The organism is Thiomicrorhabdus arctica DSM 13458, from assembly GCF_000381085.1.
In the GTDB taxonomy this organism is placed as follows: domain Bacteria; phylum Pseudomonadota; class Gammaproteobacteria; order Thiomicrospirales; family Thiomicrospiraceae; genus Thiomicrorhabdus; species Thiomicrorhabdus arctica.
This window is the reverse complement of record NZ_KB905900.1, coordinates 84097-106825: the sequence shown is the minus strand read 5'-3', so window position 1 is coordinate 106825 and position 22729 is coordinate 84097. Positions and strand designations below refer to the sequence as shown.

At 43.9% G+C, this 22729-nt stretch carries 18 protein-coding genes; 13 read left to right on the top strand and 5 right to left on the bottom strand.

Going from position 1 to position 22729, the window contains the following annotated elements:
• The first annotated feature begins 334 nt into the window (after window positions 1-334).
• On the top strand, window positions 335-2017 hold the full coding sequence (locus tag F612_RS0108960; RefSeq protein WP_019557431.1) for an acetolactate synthase large subunit: 1683 nt from the start codon (window positions 335-337) through the stop codon (window positions 2015-2017).
• A gap of 88 nt (window positions 2018-2105) precedes the next feature.
• Here the strand turns inward: F612_RS0108960 and F612_RS0108955 are convergent, their stop codons facing one another.
• Both F612_RS0108955 and F612_RS0108950 read right to left on the bottom strand, forming a co-directional pair.
• On the bottom strand, window positions 2106-3824 hold the full coding sequence (locus F612_RS0108955; protein ID WP_019557430.1) for a bifunctional protein-serine/threonine kinase/phosphatase: 1719 nt from the start codon (window positions 3822-3824) through the stop codon (window positions 2106-2108).
• An 89-nt stretch (window positions 3825-3913) separates the two neighbouring features.
• Window positions 3914-5389, bottom strand: a complete 1476-nt coding sequence (locus F612_RS0108950) for a NarK family nitrate/nitrite MFS transporter (RefSeq protein WP_019557429.1) — start codon at window positions 5387-5389, stop codon at window positions 3914-3916.
• A gap of 362 nt (window positions 5390-5751) precedes the next feature.
• Between F612_RS0108950 and F612_RS12490 the strand changes: the two genes are divergently transcribed.
• The 6 genes from F612_RS12490 to F612_RS0108920 all read left to right on the top strand — a co-directional run bounded on the left by F612_RS12490 (window position 5752) and on the right by F612_RS0108920 (window position 14392).
• Window positions 5752-7011 carry an NAD(P)/FAD-dependent oxidoreductase gene (locus tag F612_RS12490; RefSeq protein WP_019557428.1) on the top strand — a complete coding sequence of 420 codons (1260 nt, stop codon included), beginning with the start codon at window positions 5752-5754 and terminating at the stop codon, window positions 7009-7011.
• Window positions 7008-9551, top strand: a complete 2544-nt coding sequence (gene nirB, locus F612_RS0108940; protein WP_019557427.1) for a nitrite reductase large subunit NirB — start codon at window positions 7008-7010, stop codon at window positions 9549-9551. Before F612_RS12490 ends, nirB begins: the two co-directional genes overlap by 4 nt.
• Window positions 9552-9714: 163 nt before the next feature.
• Window positions 9715-10035 (top strand): nitrite reductase small subunit NirD, encoded by a 321-nt coding sequence (gene nirD, locus F612_RS0108935; protein ID WP_019557426.1) that lies wholly within the window; start codon window positions 9715-9717, stop codon window positions 10033-10035.
• A 62-nt stretch (window positions 10036-10097) separates the two neighbouring features.
• The gene (locus tag F612_RS0108930; RefSeq protein WP_019557425.1) at window positions 10098-12842 is read left to right on the top strand and encodes a nitrate reductase; all 2745 of its coding nucleotides are present in this window, start codon (window positions 10098-10100) and stop codon (window positions 12840-12842) included.
• A 227-nt stretch (window positions 12843-13069) separates the two neighbouring features.
• Window positions 13070-13354: a hypothetical protein gene (locus F612_RS0108925; RefSeq protein ID WP_019557424.1), complete on the top strand. Its 285-nt coding sequence runs from the start codon at window positions 13070-13072 to the stop codon at window positions 13352-13354.
• 174 nt (window positions 13355-13528) lie between these two features.
• Window positions 13529-14392 (top strand): hypothetical protein, encoded by an 864-nt coding sequence (locus F612_RS0108920; RefSeq protein WP_019557423.1) that lies wholly within the window; start codon window positions 13529-13531, stop codon window positions 14390-14392.
• A gap of 763 nt (window positions 14393-15155) precedes the next feature.
• Here F612_RS0108920 and F612_RS0108915 read toward each other — a convergent pair.
• Window positions 15156-16052, bottom strand: coding sequence for a cation diffusion facilitator family transporter (locus F612_RS0108915; protein ID WP_019557422.1), 897 nt, complete (start codon window positions 16050-16052; stop codon window positions 15156-15158).
• A 296-nt stretch (window positions 16053-16348) separates the two neighbouring features.
• Here F612_RS0108915 and F612_RS0108910 point away from each other — a divergent pair, with 296 nt between their 5' ends.
• From F612_RS0108910 to F612_RS0108895, 4 genes are all read left to right on the top strand, one after another.
• The gene (locus F612_RS0108910; RefSeq protein WP_019557421.1) at window positions 16349-16789 is read left to right on the top strand and encodes a GNAT family N-acetyltransferase; all 441 of its coding nucleotides are present in this window, start codon (window positions 16349-16351) and stop codon (window positions 16787-16789) included.
• 40 nt (window positions 16790-16829) lie between these two features.
• Complete coding sequence (locus F612_RS0108905; RefSeq protein ID WP_033394635.1) at window positions 16830-17318, top strand: GNAT family N-acetyltransferase; 489 nt, start codon at window positions 16830-16832, stop codon at window positions 17316-17318.
• 300 nt (window positions 17319-17618) lie between these two features.
• Entirely contained in the window at window positions 17619-18152 is a 534-nt protein-coding gene (locus F612_RS0108900; protein WP_019557419.1) for a hypothetical protein, read from the top strand.
• 241 nt (window positions 18153-18393) lie between these two features.
• Complete coding sequence (locus tag F612_RS0108895; RefSeq protein ID WP_019557418.1) at window positions 18394-18744, top strand: DUF3147 family protein; 351 nt, start codon at window positions 18394-18396, stop codon at window positions 18742-18744.
• Window positions 18745-18860: 116 nt separating this feature from the next.
• Here the strand turns inward: F612_RS0108895 and soxZ are convergent, their stop codons facing one another.
• On the bottom strand, window positions 18861-19172 hold the full coding sequence (gene soxZ, locus F612_RS0108890) for a thiosulfate oxidation carrier complex protein SoxZ (RefSeq protein ID WP_019557417.1): 312 nt from the start codon (window positions 19170-19172) through the stop codon (window positions 18861-18863).
• 74 nt (window positions 19173-19246) lie between these two features.
• Window positions 19247-19714 carry a thiosulfate oxidation carrier protein SoxY gene (gene soxY / locus F612_RS0108885; protein ID WP_026329706.1) on the bottom strand — a complete coding sequence of 156 codons (468 nt, stop codon included), beginning with the start codon at window positions 19712-19714 and terminating at the stop codon, window positions 19247-19249.
• Window positions 19715-20292: 578 nt separating this feature from the next.
• On the opposite strand from soxY, the gene cysG reads away from it, so the two are divergent.
• Both cysG and F612_RS0108875 read left to right on the top strand, forming a co-directional pair.
• On the top strand, window positions 20293-21684 hold the full coding sequence (gene cysG / locus F612_RS0108880; protein ID WP_019557415.1) for a siroheme synthase CysG: 1392 nt from the start codon (window positions 20293-20295) through the stop codon (window positions 21682-21684).
• The gene (locus F612_RS0108875) at window positions 21681-22727 is read left to right on the top strand and encodes a glycosyl transferase family protein (RefSeq protein ID WP_019557414.1); all 1047 of its coding nucleotides are present in this window, start codon (window positions 21681-21683) and stop codon (window positions 22725-22727) included. The genes cysG and F612_RS0108875 overlap by 4 nt, the downstream gene beginning before the upstream one ends.
• Window positions 22728-22729: the final 2 nt, after the last annotated feature.

Below are 22729 nucleotides of genomic sequence, written 5' to 3'. Positions count from 1 at the left end.
TAGGTTTTAACTTGTTGGTATTCAAGCCAAGGAAGATTTTGTAATGGATCACCATCATCTCAACTTGACGAGCGGTTATGGACGCTTATAAATCTTGGTTGTGAGAGATTTAAGAGGTCTCTTCTGGGGTAGCTTTTTGAGCGATTAAGTGCCTTAATAGCGTGAACAGTATGATTGCTTTGCGACGCTTATATAGGTGGTGTAAAGTGGTTATTTGATTTTTTTGTCACATTTGGTAACAGACCGTGTTGAATGCTAAAGTGGCAAAACAGCGTCAGTATGAATGCCTTTGTTCATTTTATCTTATGAATTATTAGTGGTTAGGAGCCAAATTATGAAAGCATCAGATCTCTTTGTTAAGGCTTTGGAAGCTGAAGGCGTCGAATATATTTTTGGAATTCCAGGAGAGGAAAATCTGGATTTACTGAACTCACTCAAAGATTCCCACATCAAACTGATTGTGACACGACATGAACAAGCGGCAGGTTTTATGGCAGCGACCTATGGTCGTTTAACCGGTCATGCAGGTGTTTGCCTCTCAACATTGGGGCCTGGTGCAACTAATTTGGTGACCGCGGCCGCTTATGCCAATTTGGGCGCGATGCCGATGGTGATGATCACTGGGCAAAAGCCCATCAAGTCAAGCAAACAAGGCCAGTTTCAGATTATTGATGTGGTTGATATGATGCACCCTATCACCAAATACGCTTGTCAAATTACCAGTGGTCATAATATTCCTGCCCGTATTCGCGAGGCGTTTCGTATCGCAAAAACCGAACGCCCAGGTGCGGTACATTTGGAGTTGCCGGAAGATATTGCGGACGAAGAGACAAATAGTCAGGTGATTGAGCAAAGCGCCCATCGTCGACCTTTAGCTGAAGACAAAGGGGTGGCAACCGCGGTGAAAATGATCGAAGATGCCAAACACCCATTAATTTTAATTGGTGCCGCAGCCAATCGAAAAACCGCCGGGAAAATGATTCGCCAATTGATTGATCAAACCGGGATTCCCTTTTTCACCACACAGATGGGCAAAGGTGTGGTCGATGAACGTCATCATCTGTATTTGGGATGTGCCGCCTTATCGGATCACGATTTTGTCAATGCTGCACTCAAAAGGGCAGACCTGATCGTGAATATCGGCCATGATGTCGTTGAAAAGCCGCCTTTCTTTATGAAACAAGATGGTTTTAAAGTCATTCATGTCAACTTTACCAATGCTTCAGTTGACCCCGTCTATTTTCCGCAGGCTGACGTTGTCGGGGATATCGCCAATAGCGTTTATCAAATAAAAACTAAATTACAAAATCAATCTCATTGGAAATTTGGCTGTTTTATGGAGGTTAAAGTCCATATTGATCGGAATTTAGCAGAAGGGACTCAGGACAATCGTTTTCCGGTTTATCCACAACGTTTGGTGAGTGATATTCGCAAAGTGGTGCCCGAAACAGGTGTGATTGCCTTGGATAATGGTGTCTATAAGATCTGGTTTGCGCGTAATTTTTTGGCTTATCATCACAATACTGTTTTATTAGATAATGCACTGGCGACCATGGGGGCGGGACTGCCGTCAGCGATTGCGGCTAAGTTGGTCACACCAGAAGCAAAAGTCATGGCGATTTGTGGCGATGGTGGGTTTATGATGAATTCGCAAGAGTTAGAAACTGCCGTCCGCCTGAAATTGGATTTGGTGGTACTAATTTTAAATGACAATGCTTTCGGCATGATTCGCTGGAAACAGGCCAATATGGGTTTTGAGGACTTTGGGCTTAAATTAAATAACCCAGATTTTGTGCTCTATGCCCAAAGTTATGGAGCTTATGGGCATCGCGTGTCGAGTGCCGATGACGTGATTCCAACGGTTGAGAAGTGTTATGCGCAAGGTGGCGTGCACGTTATTGAAGTGCCCATTGACTACTCTGATAATGACCGTATCTTAAACCATGAAATTAGAGAGCAAAGTGACGCTTTAAATGAAATACTGAGTAAGGCCGAAGAACGTTCCATACACGCTTAAAATTAAATATTAAATGATAAAAAAGGCAAGTCAGTCATGTTTTGACTTGCCTTTTTTGTGGGTAAGTTGAGTGAACCCATAGCAATCTCTAGTGAAGGAAGTAAATCAATAGGCTAATGTTGAAGACGAAAGACAAGAGTGTGGTGGCTTTCCAAAAGAGTAACGGATTGCGTTCCAATAGCGGTTTGAAAGCCTCTTCATATTGACTCTCTTTCGGAGTGCTTAAGTCATGCAAGAACTCAGAGAGCAGTTGATAGCGTTTACTTGGATCGGGCGCACAGGCTTTTTTAAGCGTACTATCAACCCACTCGGGCAAGTCAGGGCGATAGTGGCGCACTGAAATATACGACATGTGACTGTAGTTTTTTAACTGGAATTTATGAATGCTCTGCTCTTTAAAGGGGTATTTTCCTGTGAGCATCTCATAAGTGATGACCCCAAGCGAGAACAGATCGGCATTTTTGCCAGCGCGTTCGCCCATCATATACTCGGGCGCTGTATAGTTAAGCGTGCCTTCTGGTTGCTGTCGTTCCAATACGCTGGCCAGTTCCGCCAGGCCTGCCGCATGGACAGCACCAAAGTCAATGACCTTAATACGATCAGCACTGTTAATCATGACATTATCGGACTTCAAATCCTGATGAATCACATCTTGGCGGTGCAAGCTACGTAATGCACTGGCAAGCTGTTCAATATAGTCTCGCACCTGTTTCAACGGTGGGTTAGGGTGGTCAATAATCCATTGACTAACGGTCTGTCCCTTGATGTATTCGGTTGTAAAATAGAGAAACTGTTTAGGACGATTCGAGCGATACGTTTTCATCAGGCCTGGGTGCGATAGGCGTTGGCCAATCCACTCCTCTCTGACAAAACCATCCAAATACCAAGGGTCATCGCTGTAGTTTTGTGATGGCGTCTTAAGGACCAACTCCTTGCCTGTTTCGAGATCTTTAGCCAAGTAGATTTGGCTGCGTGCAGATAAATTGAGCTCTTGGGTGATTTCATAACCGTCGATTTTCATCCCGGGTTCGAGCTCCGGTGGGAACGGCAGTTGTGACAATTTGTTATAGACTTCATCCTTCGTCTCATTCGGTAACTGCTTGATGCGAATCACTTGCGCGGTGAGGTTGTCATTGGATTGATTGGCAATGGCTTTTTCAACCAATCTCTGCGCCATTTCAGTTTCCGAACCATTAGAGCTTAAATGTTGGATCATGACATCGTCGGTGATGAAATCATGCACGCCATCCGTTGTGAGTAGAAATAGATCATCTTGCTCGAGAGCTTCGGCTTTAAAATCGATTTGCAAAGAGGTGTCTACCCCTAAAGCTCGGCTCAGATAACTGCGGTCCTTGTTAAGCCAGGTAATATGGTCTTTCGTCAGAAGTTTTAATTCGCCCTGGCGAAAGCGGTACACACGAGAGTCGCCAATGTGTAAAAGATAAGCGGTGGTCGATTTAAAAATAATCGCATCAAATGTCGTGACCCATCCTTTAAGATCGGATGCTTGGCTACTGCCCTGCTTGTAGAGCCAGCTGTTGATCGAGCTAATGATCTGCTGACAAGATTTTTTGGTGCTCCAAGTATCAGGCGTCGAGTAATAGTCTTGAATAAAGCTTTTGACGGCTGTTTCACTGGCCTGCTTAGCTGCTTCACTGCTGCTGACACCATCGGCAATAACAGCAACAGCGCCTTTAAAATCTAGGGCACTGTCTCGCGGAATGCAATAATTCACAGAGTCTTGATTTTCAGGTTTAATGCCAGCCGTTGTGTGAAACCCCGCACGGATGATTAAAGATAAAGCCATTCAGAACCTCTTTGCTAGAGATGAAAAAAGCCAGGTGGCATTCGCAACCTGGCCTTTCTGTTGTAGATCGAGTTAGATTAACTCAACGATTATTTTACATCAATCATTTGTACGGTACCATCCGGCATCACTTCAGTCATTTGACCTTCAGGCTCCTCTAGGAAGAAGATAATCAGTGTTAAGACAAATGCCGCGACAACGCCAATCACTAAGAAAAATACATCATAGTCGACTAAGCTATTGACCGTCAGGAACATGACTGCACCGACGTTACCATATGCCCCTGCCATGCCTGCGATTTGCCCCGTCATGCGACGTTGAATCAAAGGGACCATCGCATAGACAGCGCCTGAACCTGCTTTAGAAAAGATGCCCGCGATGATGGTGATACCGACCACAAACTCAACTGACCATGTGTTATCTACCGTCCCTAAAAACAAGAAGCTGGCAGCAATTCCTGTGAAAACCACCAATAAGGTTTTACGACGTCCGACTTTATCACTGATCCAGCCGCCACCAGGACGTGCCACTAGGTTGATGAAGGGATAGATACCGGCGAGTAAGGCGGCGGTGATTTTAGGCAGTTCGAACCAGGAGACATAGAACATCGCTAGCATAGAAACAACCGCTAATTCGGTACCGAAGGTGACTAAATAAGCCCAGTCTAAAATCGCAACTTGCTTAAATTTATAACGGTGTAGTTCTGGCACCGGCGCTGACAAAATATGCTTGTTGACTTGCCAAATTTTCCAGACTTGTAATGCATAAGTTCCAACTAAAGCAGCATAGATCGCCAGGGTTGTTTCCGTGGTAATCAAGCCCATTTTTTCGGGAGAAAGCTTCCAGGTTAAAACGGCTAAAGCAAGGTATAAAGGGATGTTCATAACAATGTATAAAATCAAATCACCCTTAGAGGTCACTTCCATCGCACCGGTTTTCTTTGGCTTAAAATACGTTGAGCCTTTAGGTGTATCCGAGACACTGAAGAAGTAAATGACACCGTATACCATCGCTGCAATACTGGCGAAGGTAATCGCATAACGCCAACCGTCCACATCACCCATTGAGACCGCAATAAACGGTAAAGTCATCGCGGCACCCGCAGAACCAAAGTTACCCCAACCACCGTAAATCCCTTGTGCAATTCCCGTTTGCTTTGCAGGAAACCATTCAGAGATCATGCGAATGCCGACCACAAAACCCGCTCCAATGAAACCCGATAAGAATCTTAATAATGCCAGTTGTTCATAAGTCTGAGCCCATGCAAATGCGATACTGACGGATCCCCCTAAGATGAGAATAGAGGCGTACATGATTTTAGGTCCGTACTTATCGACCAATATACCCACCACAATTCGAGCAGGGATTGTCATGGCGACGTTTAGAATCAGCAGGACTTTTGCTTGTTGATTGGTTAAGCCGAGCGCTTCTTGAATAAAAGGCATCATGGGTCCTAAACCTAGCCAGACCACAAAAGACATAAAGAAGGCAAACCACGTTAAGTGCAGTATGCGAGAGTTTCCTGAAAAGGAAAGTAAGTTGAATTTACCATCATTGGCCGACATCTTAATACCTCAGTGTATTTATAAGTGAATCCTGTCTCTTAAAGAACCATTCGTGCCACTTCCAATAAATATAGATATATCAATTAATTAGGCGTTTTTGGGCGGGTATTGTGTCCTCAAGTGGGGGGTTGTTCTGTCAAATCGGTGCGTTTATGTATCTTCATTGGTGCGTTAAGAGTGGTCTGATGTCTGTCGAGCATTGGTATTTAGTTCTAAGTTGTTGATAATAAATATAAAAATTATTAAAAATAAAACTGGCATAGAAGTTGTTATTACCTAGCAAAACTTAACCATTTGGATTCATTACTTTAGACTTTTGCTTATTAGAAGCGCTAAATTTGAATGCCAGTCTGAGGAATGCAATGAAGCAAAAACTGATTCTTATCGGTTCAGGCATGGTCGGTGCGCGATTTATCGAACGCCTATTACATGAAGCGCCTGATACTTACGATATCCGTGTCTTTAATAAAGAACCGACCGGTGGTTATAACCGCATTATGCTTTCTCCAGTACTTTCTGGCGAGAAAACCCTACCCGAAATAATGACCCACGATCATGACTGGTTTGAAGAACGCGATGTTCATCTGCAAGCCAGTACTGAGGTTGTTGATGTCGATCAACACGCTAAGACCGTCACCACGGATTTAGGCGCTGTCTATTCTTACGATAAATTGGTAATTGCCACGGGTTCAAAACCTTTTGTCATTCCTGTTTCAGGCGCGGATTTACCAGGTGTGGTGACGTTTAGAGATACGCGTGATGTCAAAATCATGCTCGACGTTTCTGATGCAGATCAACAGCAACCGCATAAAAAACTGTCAGCAGTGGTCATTGGTGGTGGGCTATTAGGCCTTGAAGCGGCCAATGGTTTAATGATTCGCGGCATGGACGTCACGGTGGTACATCGCGGCGACGTCCTAATGAATATGCAAATGGACGCCGTTTCTGGAGAGTTGTTGCAAAAAAGCCTTGAAGATAAAGGCATGAAGTTTGCCATGTCAGCCAATACCGCTGAAATTTTAGGTGACACCTGTGTCACCGGTGTGAAATTAGCAGATGGCCAAGTCCTTGAGGCTGATTTAGTGGTGATGGCGGTCGGAATTCGTCCCAATGTGGGGGTGGGCAACAAGCTTGGTTTACAGCTCAACCACGGCATTATCGTCAATGACCAACTGGAAACGTCTGCTGAGAGCATCTATGCCTTAGGCGAGTGTGTTGAACATCGTGGTTTGCTCTACGGTTTGGTGGCACCTCTCTATGAGCAGGCTCAAGTCTTAGCTGAGACCTTGGCGGGTAAACCGTCCGCTTATCAAGGCAGTTTTATCTCTACCAAGTTAAAAGTGACGGGTATTAGCTTGTTTTCAGCAGGGGAGTTCGAAGATTCAGAGGATGCAGAATCCCTGGTCTATCAAGATTTAAGTCAAAACATCTATCGCAAGATTGTTTTGAAAAACAACAAAATTCAGGGTGCAGTGATGTTTGGTGATGTCACTGGCTCTAATTGGATATTTGATAATTTGGTAACGCAGAATGATATGTCTGCTTATCGAGATACATTAGTATTTGGCGAAGGTTTTCAGCCTTCGTCAGACAAAAAGGCAGAAAAGGAAGCAGTCGCATGAGTAAGCAAAAAATAGTCGTTATCGGTAACGGGATGGTGGGTCATAACTTCATCGAGAAACTAGTCGCCAGCGAAGGCTACGATAACTTTGAGGTGCATACTTTTTGCGAAGAACCTCGCCTAGCTTACGATCGTGTTTACCTCTCTTCTTATTTTTCAGGGAAAACCGCTGAAGACCTCTCTTTAGTGAAACCTGGTTTTTATGAGCAGAATGGCATTACCGTTTATCTAAATGATAAAGCCGTGGATATAGATCGTACGGCTAAAACAGTGACTTCTGAGGCAGGTGTCACGATCGCTTATGACAAGTTGATTATGGCGACCGGTTCTTATCCGTTTGTGCCACCCATTAAAGGCAATGAGCGCGAAGGCTGTTTGGTCTACCGAACCATTGAAGATTTAGAGGCCATGAAAGACACGGCGGCCAAAGGTAAAGTCGGCGTCGTTGTCGGTGGTGGTCTGCTTGGATTAGAAGCCGCGAAAGCGCTCGTCGATTTAGGGCTAGAAACTCATGTTGTCGAATTCGCACCGCGCTTAATGCCAGTGCAGTTAGATGAAGGCGGTGCGGCACTGCTGAAACGCAAAATTGAAAACCTGGGTGTGACCGTGCATAACAGCAAAGCCACCACGGAAATCATCGATGGCGAAAACTGTATGAATAAGATGGTCTTCGCCGATGGTGAATCACTGGAAACCGATATGATTCTGTTTTCAGCCGGGATTCGTCCGCGCGATGATTTGGGCGGAAAAGTCGGTTTAGAGCTTGGCCCACGTGGTGGGATTCAGATTGATAATCACTGTCAAACCAATGACCCAGATGTGTTTGCAATTGGTGAGTGTGCCCTGCATGACGGCATGATTTACGGTCTGGTAGCACCTGGTTATGCCATGGCACAAGTTGTTGTGAATCTGTTAAATGCCAATCCAGGCAGTTTTGAAGGTGCAGATATGAGCACCAAGTTGAAACTGATGGGCATTGATGTGGCCTCTATTGGTGATCCGCATGGCAGTGATGAAAATGCACTCTCTTATGTCTATGAAAATGGCCCAGAAGAGATTTATAAAAAGATTGTCGTCACCGCGGATGGTAAGAAACTATTAGGCGCCGTCTTGGTGGGTGATGCTGAAGATTTCGGTAATCTATTACAGATCATGTTGAACGACATGGATCTACCAGAGCATCCAGATATGTTGATTCTGCCTAATCGTGATGGCAGCGGTGCGGATCTGTTTGGTCCGGATGCTTTGCCGGACACCGCGCAGCTGTGTTCTTGTTATGACGTTTCAAAAGGCGATATTATCAGCGCGGTGGAAGGCGGCTGTTGTACTATGTCTGACATTAAAGCCACTACTGAAGCCGGAACGGGCTGTGGCGGCTGTGTGCAGTTAGTCACCAACGTACTCAATAACGAATTAGAAAAACGCGGTGTGGAAGTCAATACCGATATCTGTGAACACTTTGGCCATACGCGTCAAGAGCTTTACCATATCTGTCAGGTTGAAGAGATTAAAGACTTTGACACCCTCATCGCGTCTCACGGTACAGGCTGTGGTTGTGAAGTCTGTAAACAGGCTGCGGGTAGTATCTTTGCTTCGCTTTGGAACTCATATGCTTTAGAAGCCGATAAGGTGGCTCTGCAGGATACCAACGATAACTACCTTGGTAATATGCAGAAAGACGGAACTTACTCGGTTATTCCACGTGTGCCTGGGGGCGAAATTACGCCTCAAAAACTGATTGTTTTAGGTCAAGTTGCCACAGACTATAAGCTGTACACTAAGATTAATGGTGGTCAGCGTATCGTCCTGTTCGGTGCTCAAATGAATGATCTGCCGGCCATCTGGAAAGAGTTAATTGATGCTGGTTTTGAATCTGGACAGGCTTATGCTAAAGCGTTACGTACCGTTAAGTCTTGTGTCGGTTCGACTTGGTGTCGATATGGTTTAGACGATTCCGTCACCATGGCGATTGAATTAGAAGATCGCTATAAAGGCTTACGTTCACCGCATAAAATCAAAATGGGGGTTTCAGGCTGTACCCGTGAGTGTGCTGAAGCACAAGCAAAGGACATTGGCCTTATCTCAACTGAGAACGGTTGGAACTTATTTGTCTGCGGTAACGGCGGCATGAAGCCTCGCCACGCAGACCTGTTCGCCACAGACCTAACCAAAGAACAAGTTTTTAAGTATGTTGATAGACTGTTAATGTTCTACATTAAAACAGCCGACAGACTACAGCGTACGGCGACTTGGATGGATAATATGGAAGGTGGTTTATCGTATGTTCAGGACGTTGTTATCAATGATTCACTGGGCATGGGCGACGAGCTAGAAGCGCAAATGCAAGCCTTACACCAGACGTATAAGTGTGACTGGAAAACAGCGATTGAGAACCCAGAGTTCATCAAACGTTTCCGCTCATTCGTCAATGTTGAAACGCCTGCAGAGCAGTTATTCGTGCAAGAACGTGGTCAAATCCGTCCTGCGACCGAAGCTGAAAAGTTATCAGGCATCGCCGTTGAAATTAAACAGATTGCTTAAACAGCTGAGTTAACCACGAAGACACGAAGGCACGAAGAAAGATTAAAAGTAGGCTCGCTATAAGCCCCTGATTTTTCATCAAGAAATGACACAATGTCTGTTGGGTTAAACCAATCAAACCTTCGAGCCTTCGTGGTTCAAAAAGTTTTAAAAGGAAAAGAAAATGAGTGATTTTGTACAAGTTTGTTCAATAGATGATTTAGTTAAAAACTCTGGGGTGGCCGCATTGATAAACGGCACCCAAGTCGCTTTGTTCTATATTAACGATGCTGTCTATGCGTTAAATAATTACGACCCAATTGGTAAAGCTAATGTTATGTCTCGTGGCATGATTGGCGACTTAAAAGGTGAGTTAATGGTCGCTGCACCGTTGAAAAAGCAGCACTACAGCTTAAAAACCGGTGTGTGTTTGGATGTAGAAGGGGTTTCTATCCCAAGCTATGAAACCAAAATCGAAAATAACCAAGTGTTTGTAAAGCTCTAAAACCGAGCTTGGTGCAAACCCTATTCGATTCAACTGAAACACTCTAAAAAAAGCTGTGCACTATGTCCATGTATACGTCCATGTCCACGACCCTGTCAGAAAATAAAATTATCCAAACCACCTGCCCTTATTGTGGGGTTGGCTGTGGCATGGATATTTCACCTAAAATGGCTGAAAATCCAGATAACACGCCTGCAACGGGGATTTCATCCTACGAAGTAAAAGTGATTGGCTCGGAAAGACATCCCGCCAATTACGGTCGTTTGTGTGTCAAAGGGTCTTCTGCGGGTGAAACGGTTGATTTTGATGGCCGTATGCTGGAGCCTCAAGTTAACGGTCAAGTGGTCAGCTGGGATTCTGCTCTAGCAACCGTGGCCGATAAATTTCAATCGGTGATAAAAGAACATGGTTCGCAAGCCGTGGCGTTTTATGTGTCGGGGCAGTTTTTAACCGAAGATTATTATGTCGCCAATAAGCTGATTAAAGGCTTTATGGGCACCGCCAATATCGATACTAACTCGCGTTTGTGTATGGCATCGGCCGTGGTCGGTTACAAACGGGCGTTTGGTTCCGATACCGTTCCCTGTTCTTATGAAGATTTAGAGTTAGCCGATCTCATTATCTTGGTCGGCTCTAATGCCGCCTGGGCGCACCCGATTGTTTATCAGCGCATTGCCGCCGAAAAACGTCGTCGTCCAGAGATGAAAATTGTCGTAGTGGATCCTCGTAAAACCGCGACCTGTGATATTGCCGATTTACATTTAGCGTTAAAGCCAGGCACCGATGCCGTGTTATTCAACGGCTTGCTGTCGCAGTTTGCACAGGCGGGTGTGTTGGATGGTGAGTTTATCAAATTCCATACAGAGGGCTTTGAAGCGACGTTGGCTAAGGCCGAAGAAGCCCAAGATTGTCTGCATGCGGTCGCCGAACAGTGTGAGTTAGACGAAGATGATCTGGTAAAGTTTTTCGATTGGTGTATTTCCAGACCCAAAATGGTCACCCTGTATTCGCAAGGCGTTAACCAGTCTTCATCGGGGGTGGATAAATCCAATGCCATTATCAACTGCCATTTAGCCACCGGACGTGTGGGTAAAGAGGGCTGTGGGCCTTTCTCCATTACCGGTCAACCGAATGCGATGGGCGGTCGAGAGGTCGGTGGTCTAGCCAATCAGTTAGCCGCCCATATGGACTTTAATGACCCTGAAAATATCGATAAGGTTTCGCGTTTTTGGCAAGCCGAAAACATGGCTCAAGAAAACGGTCTTAAAGCCATTGAGATGTTCAATGCGGTGGCCGACGGCACCATCAAAGCCATCTGGATTATGAACACCAATCCCGTAGTCTCTATGCCGGATGCCGATGCCGTCAAAAAAGCCCTGTTAGCCTGTGAAATGGTGGTGGTCTCCGACTGTGTTCAAGCGACCGATACCACCCTGGTGGCGGATGTTTTACTGCCTGCACTGACGTGGGGCGAAACCGATGGTTCAGTCACCAACTCCGATAGAACCGTCTCGCGCCAACGCAAATTTATGGACGGCCCGGAAAATGCCAAAGCCGATTGGTGGATTTTGTCGCAAGTCGCTTTGAAGATGGGCTTTACTAAAGCATTTGATTATCAAACGGCAGCGGATATCTTTAGAGAACATGCCGCGCTTTCAGGTTTTGAAAACAATGGATCACGTGACTTTGATATCTCGCTGTTAGATGAGATTACCGAAGGCGAGTATTCAGCGATGCAGCCATTCCAGTGGCCGCTGAATGCTCAAAACCCACACGGCACCAAACGCATGTTTACCGATAGTAAATTCTTCACGGCCAGTGGCAAAGCGCAGTTTATCCCGATTACACCGCGTGCGCCGGTGCATCCAACCACGCAAGCATTCCCGTTAATCTTGAATACCGGCCGAGTACGTGACCAATGGCATACCATGACGCGTACCGCCAAAACGGCAAAGTTGATGGCGCATAAAGATGAAGCCTATGTGAGTATTCATCCAAAAGATGCCCGACGATATGAGCTAGTACACGGTGAACTCGCGAAATTAACCAGTCCACTGGGTCAAGACAAAATCGTCATTGCACGGGTCGATGTCACCGACACAGGTCGTCCTGGCAGTGTCTTTATGCCAATCCATTGGACAGCACAGTATTCGAGCCACGGCCGAGTGGATGTCTTAGTGCAAGCCGTCGGCGATCCGCTTTCTGGTCAGCCAGAGTCAAAACACAGTCCCGTTAAAATCGAAGCCTATCAAGCAAAATGGCATGGCTTTATCTTAAGTCGTGAGCCGATTGAGACTGAAGGCTTAGAATACTGGGTTAAAATAAAAGGCAAACAGTTCTATCGTTACGAGATTGCGGGCGAACAACCGATTGAAAGTTACCAGGCCTGGTCAAAAAATATTTTAGGTTCAAAAGGCGAGTTACTCGATTATGCCGACACCGCAGGTCAACGCTATCGTGCCGCACATATAACAGACGGACAATTACAATCCGTTGTGTTTATCGCGCCGACCACCGAACTGCCGCCTAGAGGCTGGTTAGGCAGTCTGTTCACCAAAGAGGAACTCGATGCCAAAACCCGTTTAAGTCTATTAGCCGGTCAACAATCGGGTGCCAAAGACGAAGGTAAAACCATCTGTTCTTGTTTCGGAATCGGCATCAACACCATCATCGAAGCCATTGATAAAGATAAACTGATTTCGGTAGAAGCCATCGGCCAAGCCCTAAAAGCCGGAACCAATTGTGGTTCTTGTCTGCCTGAATTGACTGAAATCTTAGCGACAGAGCTGGCGACTGAATTGAAATAGCGTTTAAGAGGCGTTGAACCACGAAGACGCGAAGGCATGAAGTTTTAAAGATTCTTGAATTCACATAAACATTGTCATTTTTATGCAGTAAATTCCATAAAATGACCAGGCCTGGTTGGTTTTGAACTACAAATTGAGTCTGAGCTTTTTAATCTCTAATCTCTAATAACCTAATCCTTTTAACCTTCAGATTTTGGCGGCTGAAATTAAATAACATACGAGATAATATGAAACCGACTCTATTAAAGATTTTTGCACCGATTCTGAATTTGTTTGAAGCACCAGACGATGGTTCAGAATACAGCTACAGTCCTTCGCATCGTAAAATATTAATGGTGATGGGCTTCTTGTTTTTAGGGGTAACCAGCGTTGGAATTTTCTTCGCAATCCAACTCAATGCCATGGCCACTTTGTTGCCGATCATTTTGTTTGGCTCGATTGGTCTGCTGTGTTTAATCGTTGCAGGTTTGGGCAGTGATAGAGCGGTGTCTAAACTATGGAGAAATCGCTGAAATCGGCTTTTGTAGTTACGTTTTGATTCGTTGGTTTTAAATATTAAACCTACCAGGCCTGGTGGGTTTTTTTATGGCTGTAATAAATGATAAAGCTGTGTTTTGTATAAAGGTGGTATACGTAGAGTATCTAGTTTAGGATGGCTGATTATAGTTATACATATGGGGGGCACAATGGCAAAGAGGACGTCGATTCCTAAAAAGGTTAAAGAGATCCTACGCACTGAAGTCGGTTTTGGTTGCCCTGTTCGAGATTGTGGCAATCCATATTTGGAGTATCATCATTTTGATCCACCAGTTCACATTACTCCTCATAACAATCCAGATGGCATGATTGCTCTCTGTGCACAACACCATAAAAAAGCTGATGGAAGTGCTTATACTAATGAACAATTACATGCCTTCAAAAAGAATAAAGTTCATTCGAAGAGCGTGCAAGGTAATCTTGATTGGTTGAGGCGAGATTTACTTTCGGTAGTTGGAGGAAACTTATTTTACGAAACTCCAATAGCTGTTCAAATCGATGGTCATAACGTGGTTTCGTTCAAGAGAGATTCTGAGGGTTACCAAAGACTTAGTGTTTGTATGCTTTCTTTATTACCCGAAGAAAGAATTATAATCGAAGAAAATTCTTGGGAGAACATTGGTGAACCATTAGACCTACGCACCCCTCCTCAAGGTAAAGAGCTAGAGGCCACTTACAATAATGGGGATTATTTATATTTAAAATTTTCAGAAGTGATTAATGAAATCGATCTTCAAGTAAAATTTAATATTTCTCCTAATGTAAGCACTGAGTTTAAGTTTCCGATTACTGTCGTTGAAATTAATTTCGCAATTGGTGGTACAAATATAAGTTTCTCTTCTGAAGGTATTCAAGCATTTGGTGTTAGCGCAAAGCAAAGTGTCATAAGTCATTGTGGTGTTGGCTTTTGCTTAAATTATGGTATCGAGTGGAAGCAGAATCCAAAATGGAAATTGGAAAAAAGGTACGAGGTTAGGCCTGGAAACATTATCAAAGTTGCATTCGGTAAATAATGTATAACAAGTTGCTGTACCTAGGTAAAAGAGAGACGCTACCCTTTTATTTCAACAACCAATTGAGAAGCCTTTCTGAAATTTGTAATTCACCCTTATTTTCGATAAAGGCTTCCCCTGACTATTTTGCTTGTCCATACTACTGTCAAAACCAGTAAGCACAAAAAAACACCCCGCTCAATCAATCGGCATTCCCTAAACTCATTCACTGAAATCCCAGAACTCGCTCGTGCACGCGTAGCAAATGCCCTTGGGGTACTCAGACACCTGGGATTTTTAAATGTTCATTTCGTTAAGGGAATTGCACGATTGCTTTCAAAGGGGACTTCGGCATGGGGTTTAAACGTTCTGATAAACTTAATATTGAAAGTGACCAGGCCTGGTCGGTTTTAAAGCCCAAGTAAAAATAGACTGTAAAACACCAATTCAACGTAGAAAAACCTCCCCTTTTGTAAGCAATCGTCATTTTCATACCCCAAGGGCACTTCCGTTGGGCGCTAGTGAAGGACGCGTTTAAACATTCCCTGTGTTTGAGCGGAACGCGAGTTTAGGGAATGTCAGCGGACAAGCTTAGTGAAATAGAGGGTGTCAGCAGGGTGTCTTTTGTTTGGTTACTTTATTTGGACAAGCAAATAAAGTGACGGGAAGCCGAATAAGGAAAACGATGAAGAATTACGAAGATAAACAGGCTTCTCAACCACATCAGAAATTAGATTAAAAACCCAGCAAAAAACAAGGAATCAACCTCCTTCTTTACGGACAACTAATTGATGACTGAAACACACGCCGTATCACAATGTTTTATCTCAAACTCCAGTGTCGAATGCATTAAATTAAATTGCGTTTGTAAACAGGTTTTTAAAGCGTTTTTAACGGATTCAAGCTGTTCAATATCTTCAATCACCACATGTGCTTCCAAGGCATTTTTGTGTTCATCAAGTTGCCATAAATGAACATGATGCACATTTTTTACGCCCTCGACCGCTTCCATTACCTGAATCACTTCTTCAATAGCGATACCCTCTGGTGCGCCCTGCATCAGAATATGAATGGTTTTAGGCAACATGGTCGCTGCTTGATAGAGCACATAGGCTGCTATCAATAACGTTAAGGCGGTATCGGTCCAATACCAGTCATATAGAATAATAAGCGTCCCTGCAATAATCACCCCAAGAGAGGCCAAAGCATCCGACACATTATGTAAAAAAGCGGCACGAATGTTCATGCTGTTTTTTGACATTCGATAGGTTAGCATTGCAGTGACCACATCAATAACCAGTGCAATGGTGGCGACGATCACGACCATCCAGCCTTCTATGATTTGTGGTTCAAACATGCGCCACAATGCTTCATAGACTAAGTAGAAGCCTACAATGACCAAGGTAATGAGGTTGATCAACGTTGCAATCACTTCGGCTCGTTTATAGCCAAACGTTTTAAAGTGATCGGCTGGTTTTCTACCAATTTTACGTGCCACCCATGCAATTAATAACGACGCTGCATCACTAAAATTATGCAATGCATCGGCAATCAATGCCAAGCTGCCTGAGACAATGCCGCCAATAACTTGCGCCAAGGTCAACAGCATATTAATCGCAATGGCCCAACCTAATTTCCGGTCGTCCATCGCATCGATATCGTGATGGTGATGATGTTCCATAAATTCCTTCCTAATGTGTCGGTCTGTTAGTCAAGTTAACGAATTTCTTCTAGTTTACCTTTAGGCGTTCGGAGACAGAGTAATAATTTTTAATTAAAGGCTAATTAAACCAATGGAACTAGACTTGTTTGAAAACGACTCTCTTGTCTTAATCATGCCAAAAGCTCTAGTGACCAGGCCTGGTCGATTATATAGGGCGGTCATGTTTGCTCAAAAAGTCGTTTTACATAAAGCTGGCATAGGTAGAATATCTGGTTTACGATGTCACTTTACCGTTCAGTTCTCCCGAGGATAATATGATCGAGCCAGTATCAAGCAGTAACCTTAAAGAGGTGCTTCCTTTAATAAGGTTGTACCAAGAGTTTTATAAGGTTGCTGAAATTTCGGATTCAAAGAATGAGGTCTTCTTTTCTCAGTTTGGTGAATCCAATCAAGCCGGCTGTCAGTTTATCTTTCGTGAATCGGGAAGTGTCGTTGGTTTTGCCACCGTTTACTTTAGCTTTACGTCCACTCTTGCAGCCAAAGTTGCTGTGCTAAGCGATCTCTATACATTACCAAGTCATCGCGGTAAAGGTGTCGGTAAAAAACTGTTAGAGCATTGTCGTGGTTATGCGGCTGAGAAGGGTGCTGCAAGACTCCAGTGGGTTACCGCGCCTGATAACGAACAAGCTCAAACACTTTATGATTCATTGAATACCGCTAAAAGTACGTGGCAATTTTATACCTACAACACCTAATAAAGCCGAAATGGTTCATAGAAGTAGAGGCCTGAAATTTATGTCATCCAATATAGAAATACGCTCCATTCAGCCGAATGAATATTATGATCTTTCAATGATGGTTGGAGAGCTTTTGACTGAAATAATGGAAAGAATTGACCATAAAGCCTTTAACTTTGATCGTTTAGAAACGGAAAAACGCGTTAATGACTTAATTTCGAATGGAAAGTATTGGGTTTTTGTTGCTAGAGATATGCAGTCAAACAAGACGGTGGGTTTTGTTTCATTGTATGAAAGCTATGCTCTATACGCTGAGGGCGCGTATGGAACAATGCCTGAACTGTATGTCAAAGAACGCTGGCGCTCAAAATCAGTTGGTCAGAAGTTGCTCAATAAAGTTACTGACTTTGCCAAAGAAAAAGGCTGGCATAGAATCGAGGTAACGACTCCACCATTACCGGAATTTGAGAGTACATTAGGCTTTTACCAAAATAATGGGTTTGAAATAACGGGTGGCAGAAAGCTTAAGGCGGATATACAAGCCTAACAAAAGGATGCATACCAAAAAGAGGCATGCCACATAGGGTTAGACGTACAGGTGAACTTCAGCCCCGAAAGTGACCAGGCCTGGTCGATTTAGTTTGATATTAATGGGTTCTGAACCCCGTGAACATACCATTAATATTCTTCTGTTCTATCTTCTTATCTCGCTTAATACATCAAGTTCCCTAAAGCATCGTCATGATACTTGATGAATTATATAAGGATTATCTTATATATTTGATGGACTTTTCCCAGAGCGTGCTATAACATGCATGTAAGATGAATCTTATAGGGGAGCTATCTTATGTCAGAACAGGTCTTAGATTACAATCACAAAAAACGGGCTAAAACGCCGCATAATATTTTTAATATGAACATTATTGTCTTTCATTTATTTGCACTCGTTATTTTATTTGAGCTTAACCTTCTTCATTGGTTTTGGCTTATTCCCACAGTTTCTCTCAGTATTATGCTCGCTCAATACCTGTACTGGAAATCGCTTCTTTCTGATGCCGAATCAAGCAATCAGTCTCATTGGTATGTGATTGCTAACTGGTCACTGGCGATACGCCATAATAAAATTGTCTTCATGGCTTATCTGATTTGCGGCACGATCTTTCTGATCGGCTACTCTATCTCAAACGGCATGACTGATGATCCAAACATGAGTAACATCGGTATGATCGTTTTTCTCTATTTGTCAGGCAATCTTATGCTTTTAACGTTAGTGGTAACCTTTGTTTTAAGCAGTGGTGCGATTTGGCATACTAATAAAGGTGAAATCACGAATGCTTTAGCAAAAATAAGAGTAGGTTTAAATCGACAAAACATTACATAACCTTATGTAAGATCTGTTTTTTGTATGAGGTGTAAACCGACCAGGCCTGGTCGGTTTTTTTATGGGCTAAATTCAGTCAGCCTCAGTAAGCGATATTCTTTAGGTTTTGTACAGAATAACAATACGTTAAAGTGTATTTAAGCACTGTGATTTTAATGATAAAATCGCATTTTAAATCGACGAATGTGCATTGATAATCTGGTTTTGAATATCGAATGATCGTTAGACCTTAGGAGTCAGCATGGCTTGGATTATTACTAAATATTTTTTGACGGCCGCTGTCGTGGTGCTGGTATCAGAACTGGCAAAACGCAGCGATAAACTGGGTGGATTTATGGCCGCGCTGCCCCTTGTCACCGTTCTCACACTGATTTGGCTGTATATTGAGAACCAACCCGTAGAAAAAATTGCAAATCATGCGTGGTATACGTTTTGGTATGTTGTACCGACCTTGCCAATGTTCCTGATATTTCCGATGCTGCTTACTCGAATCGGTTTCTGGCCATCTTTGTTGGCCTGCGTGTTTATCACGGTTGTTTGCTTTGGTTTGTTCGCGCTGGTGCTTCGCCATTTTGGTGTGGAGCTGCTTTAGTAAATACTGCGAGGGCGAGTCAGGCTCTTGGATTTATTACACGTTTAGCATGCAAAAAGCCCCAGTGATCAGGCCTGATCACTGGGGCTTTTGTGTTTTTATGATATATGTTTATATTACTTGAGTGTAATAGATCCGGTCCCTTTTTCACCGGTATTATCGGTTAAGTCAATGGTGACTTTATCGCCAGCATTGGCTTTCACTTTAACGGCCAAGTAAGGGTTGGCTGAAACCGCGCCTGACCATTGAGCATCAATGGCTTTTGTGCCATTGACCATAATTTGCACCGTATCGATAAATTTCGCTGGGAAAGGCTTGCCTGTTTTCTTATCCATGCGAACCCCAGATTCCATTGGGTGCTTAATAAGGGCCTTTACTTCGGCAATACCATTGGCTGATTTACCACGCATTCTGATTTTGATAGTCATAATGTTTTCCTTTAAATGTCGTTACACATTTCTTTTGATTTTGTTTGAGTCCTAAGAGTGTTTGTTGACGATCACTAACCGCCACATCCACCAATGGTTACTTTCACTTCTTGTTTTGCTTTAAAAAGTTTGCCGCCGGCTTTCACGATCGCTACGACATCCATTGTTTGTCCCATCTTAATTCGGGTTGAAACATACCCCACAGCATTAGCACTAAAGGTATATTCACAAACCAATGGGAGGGGGTTCTTCATGGCTAAAATGGCAATGGACTCAACACCATTCATTTTAGAGGCATCTACCGTTACGGGCGTTACCGCTCCGTTCTCTGCGATGGCAGGTGCTTTAAGAATGATATCCCCAGAATCGGTGGCATTGGTCGAGCCAAATAGATTGCTGAGTGCATCGTCTGTTGTTTTGGCGGTAAAGGCTTTTTTATTCCAGTCCGCTAGAACCGTGGTCGGGATTAGAAGACCTGCGTTTGCAGCAACAACCGCAGCACCAGTGGCTAAACTGTTTTTTAGAAATAATCTACGTTTCATCATGATTGAACTCCTGCTTACAAATTAAAGGTTTTGGAGCTATTAGACATTTCATATAATAACCTCGTCATCTTCTGTAATGATATTAGAGGGGGCTAATGCTACCTTAATTCCAGATTAGGGATTTGGTCTCAGTAAAGCAAGTTAATTCCTAACCTGAGTTTAACCCTAACAAAACTATTGAGGCGTAATGGATTGGGTTTTATTTATTTTATATCAATGGGTTAGCTATTGTCTATGTTACTCTTATTTTTATTTAAGGTATAAACTATCGTCATTGTTCATTAAGGATTTAAACCGGACTTTAACCGAAAAACGGCACTTTTGGTGTTGTTCAGGCCGGGTAAGTTTCATTGAATCTGCTAACGAGTAGGGCACCGTATATATGTTGCTTAAACTCGTCAAAATATTAACTCGCGTATCGTTTAAGGGATAAACTAAACATTTTAGGTCTTGGCACGCCTTTCTAAACGGAAGCGCGGCCCCTTGAGGGTATTCGATCAGGCTAAAATGCCACTATTTTCGCACGCTCTGACTGATACAAAGGTCTTAGTCAATTTTTAGCACAAGGGTTCTACGTGGATTATTTACCGATATTCGTCAATATTAAAGATCAGCACTGCCTTATCATCGGTGGCGGCGCAGTCGCGGCTCGTAAGGCCGATTTGTTTATTAAGGCGGGTGCGATTGTCACGGTGATTGCGCCTGAACTAAAGACTGAGATGAAATTCCACTTGTCGCATGGCAAGATTGTTTGGCAGATGGACACCTTTTCGGTCGAAGCGATGGCCAACCTAACGCCACCGAAATATGTCATTTCAGCAACGGATGATGAGGCGGTGAATCAAGCGGTTTATCACTATTGTCAGTTACAGAAAATCCCCGTAAATGTCGCCGACCAAACAGCCTATTGTGATTTTATCTTACCCGCCATTGTTGACCGATCACCTATGATTATTGCGGTTTCAACCGGGGGTCGCTCACCGGTGTTAGCCCGGGTAATGAAAGCCCGTTTAGAGGCATTGATTCCTGCAGGTTTTGGGCGTCTAGCAGAGTTAGTGGGTCGATATCGTCAAAAAGTTAAAGATACAATTAGTCATCTGGATGGGCGTAAAGCCTTTTGGGAAAAGTTGTTAGACAGCAGTTTTATTGATAAAGCCGTTCAGGGGCGTATTGAAGCTGCAGAGGTCGTTTTACAGCAACAGCTCGATACCGTGAAGGCTGAAGGTCAAGCCTTGCCAGTGGGAGAAGTCTATTTGATTGGAGCCGGCCCAGGTGATCCAGACTTAATGACCTTTAAAGGTCTACGTCTGTTACAGCAAGCCGATGTGATTCTCTATGACCGTTTAGTGGCGCCAGAAATCGTGGAGATGGCACGCCGTGAAGCCGAGCGCATTTATGTGGGTAAAAAAGATAAATGGCATAAAGTTCAGCAAATCGATATCAGTCAGATGATGGTTGACCTTGCCAAACAGGGTAAAAGAGTCGCGCGTTTAAAAGGGGGCGATCCTTATATCTTTGGTCGTGGTGCGGAAGAGGCGGAGTTATTAGTCAAGAATGGGATTCCATTTGAAGTGGTTCCAGGGATTACCGCGGCGGCAGGCTGCTCTGCTTATGCCGGTTTTCCGTTAACCCATCGCGAATTTTCTCAGTCGGTCTCCTTGATCACCGGGCATCAACAAGCGGGTGCAGAGGGCGTTGATTATGCCCGTCTGGCACAGTCTGGCGATACGATGGTGTTTTATATGGGGATCAAAAATGCCGCGAAAATCCAAGCAGGCCTGCTTGAACACGGTATGGATGCCATGACGCCCGCCGCGATTATCGAAAAAGGCACAACACCAGAGCAAAAAGTCACGATTACAACCTTGGGAAAATTGGCCATCACAATTGAAGATAATTTAGTAAAGCCGCCTGCGCTGTTGATTGTGGGCGAGGTTATTAAGGTACGCGAAAGGTTGCTTAAATGAGTAAAAATGACATTAAAATAGCAGAATCCAAAACAGTAGAGTCAAAACCCTTTCAATTTTATATCCAAACAGTGGGCCGTGGCCAAAAGCGCCGTCGAAGCTTAACGCAAGCAGAAGCCCAGGATGCGATGTCGATGATTTTGGCAGGCCAGGTTTCTGAGATGCAGTTGGGGGCGTTTTTAATGCTGATTCGTGTCCGTGAAGAGACCCCTGAAGAAGCCGCCGGTTTTTTACAGGCGATTCGTGACGTCATGAAGGCACCTAACTGTGAGGTAGATTTAGACTGGGGCACCTATGCTGGCAAACGTCGTCAACTGCCTTGGTTTATATTGGCGTTAACGATTTTGAAAGATAAAGGTTATAAGGTCTTTTTACACGGTGTGGTTGGTAATGAATCAAACCGTTTATACACCAAAGAAGTCGCAGAGTTATTAGGATGGCCAATGGCCGACTCCTTAGCAAAGGCCAAGACGATGATTGAAACCTCCGGTTTCTGTTATTTAGATGTCAAGGATTTTGCACCGCAAATCAAAACCTTGATGAATTATCGTGACGAACTCGGTTTACGTTCCCCTATTCACTCATTAGCGCGTATGTTAAACCCATTTAACGCCCGTTTAAGTGTGCATGGCGTTTTTCATAAAGGTTACGACGATATTCACCAACAGTCGGCCGCGTTATTAGATGATCAAATGACCGCTTCTTTTTGTGGCGATGGCGGGGAGGCTGAAGTGCGCCCAGATCGTAAGACTGAAATTAAGATGGTAGAGAATATCTTTGACGATCACGGCGAGCGGGTTACATCAATTGACCAGGCCTGGTCATTCTTTATGCCTAAGACCTATTTGAACTCTGATCCTACCGATAAGTGTTTGGATACAGATGTCTTGTTAGCCGTTTGGCAGGGAAAAGCCGAACATGCTTATGGTCAAGCCGCCGTGATTCAAACCTTGGCAATGGCTTTAATGGCGTTGGATAATCTCACTTTGGGCGAAGCCTTTGCCACAGCTGAATCGCTTTGGTTACAGCGTTTGGCGAGCTAAAT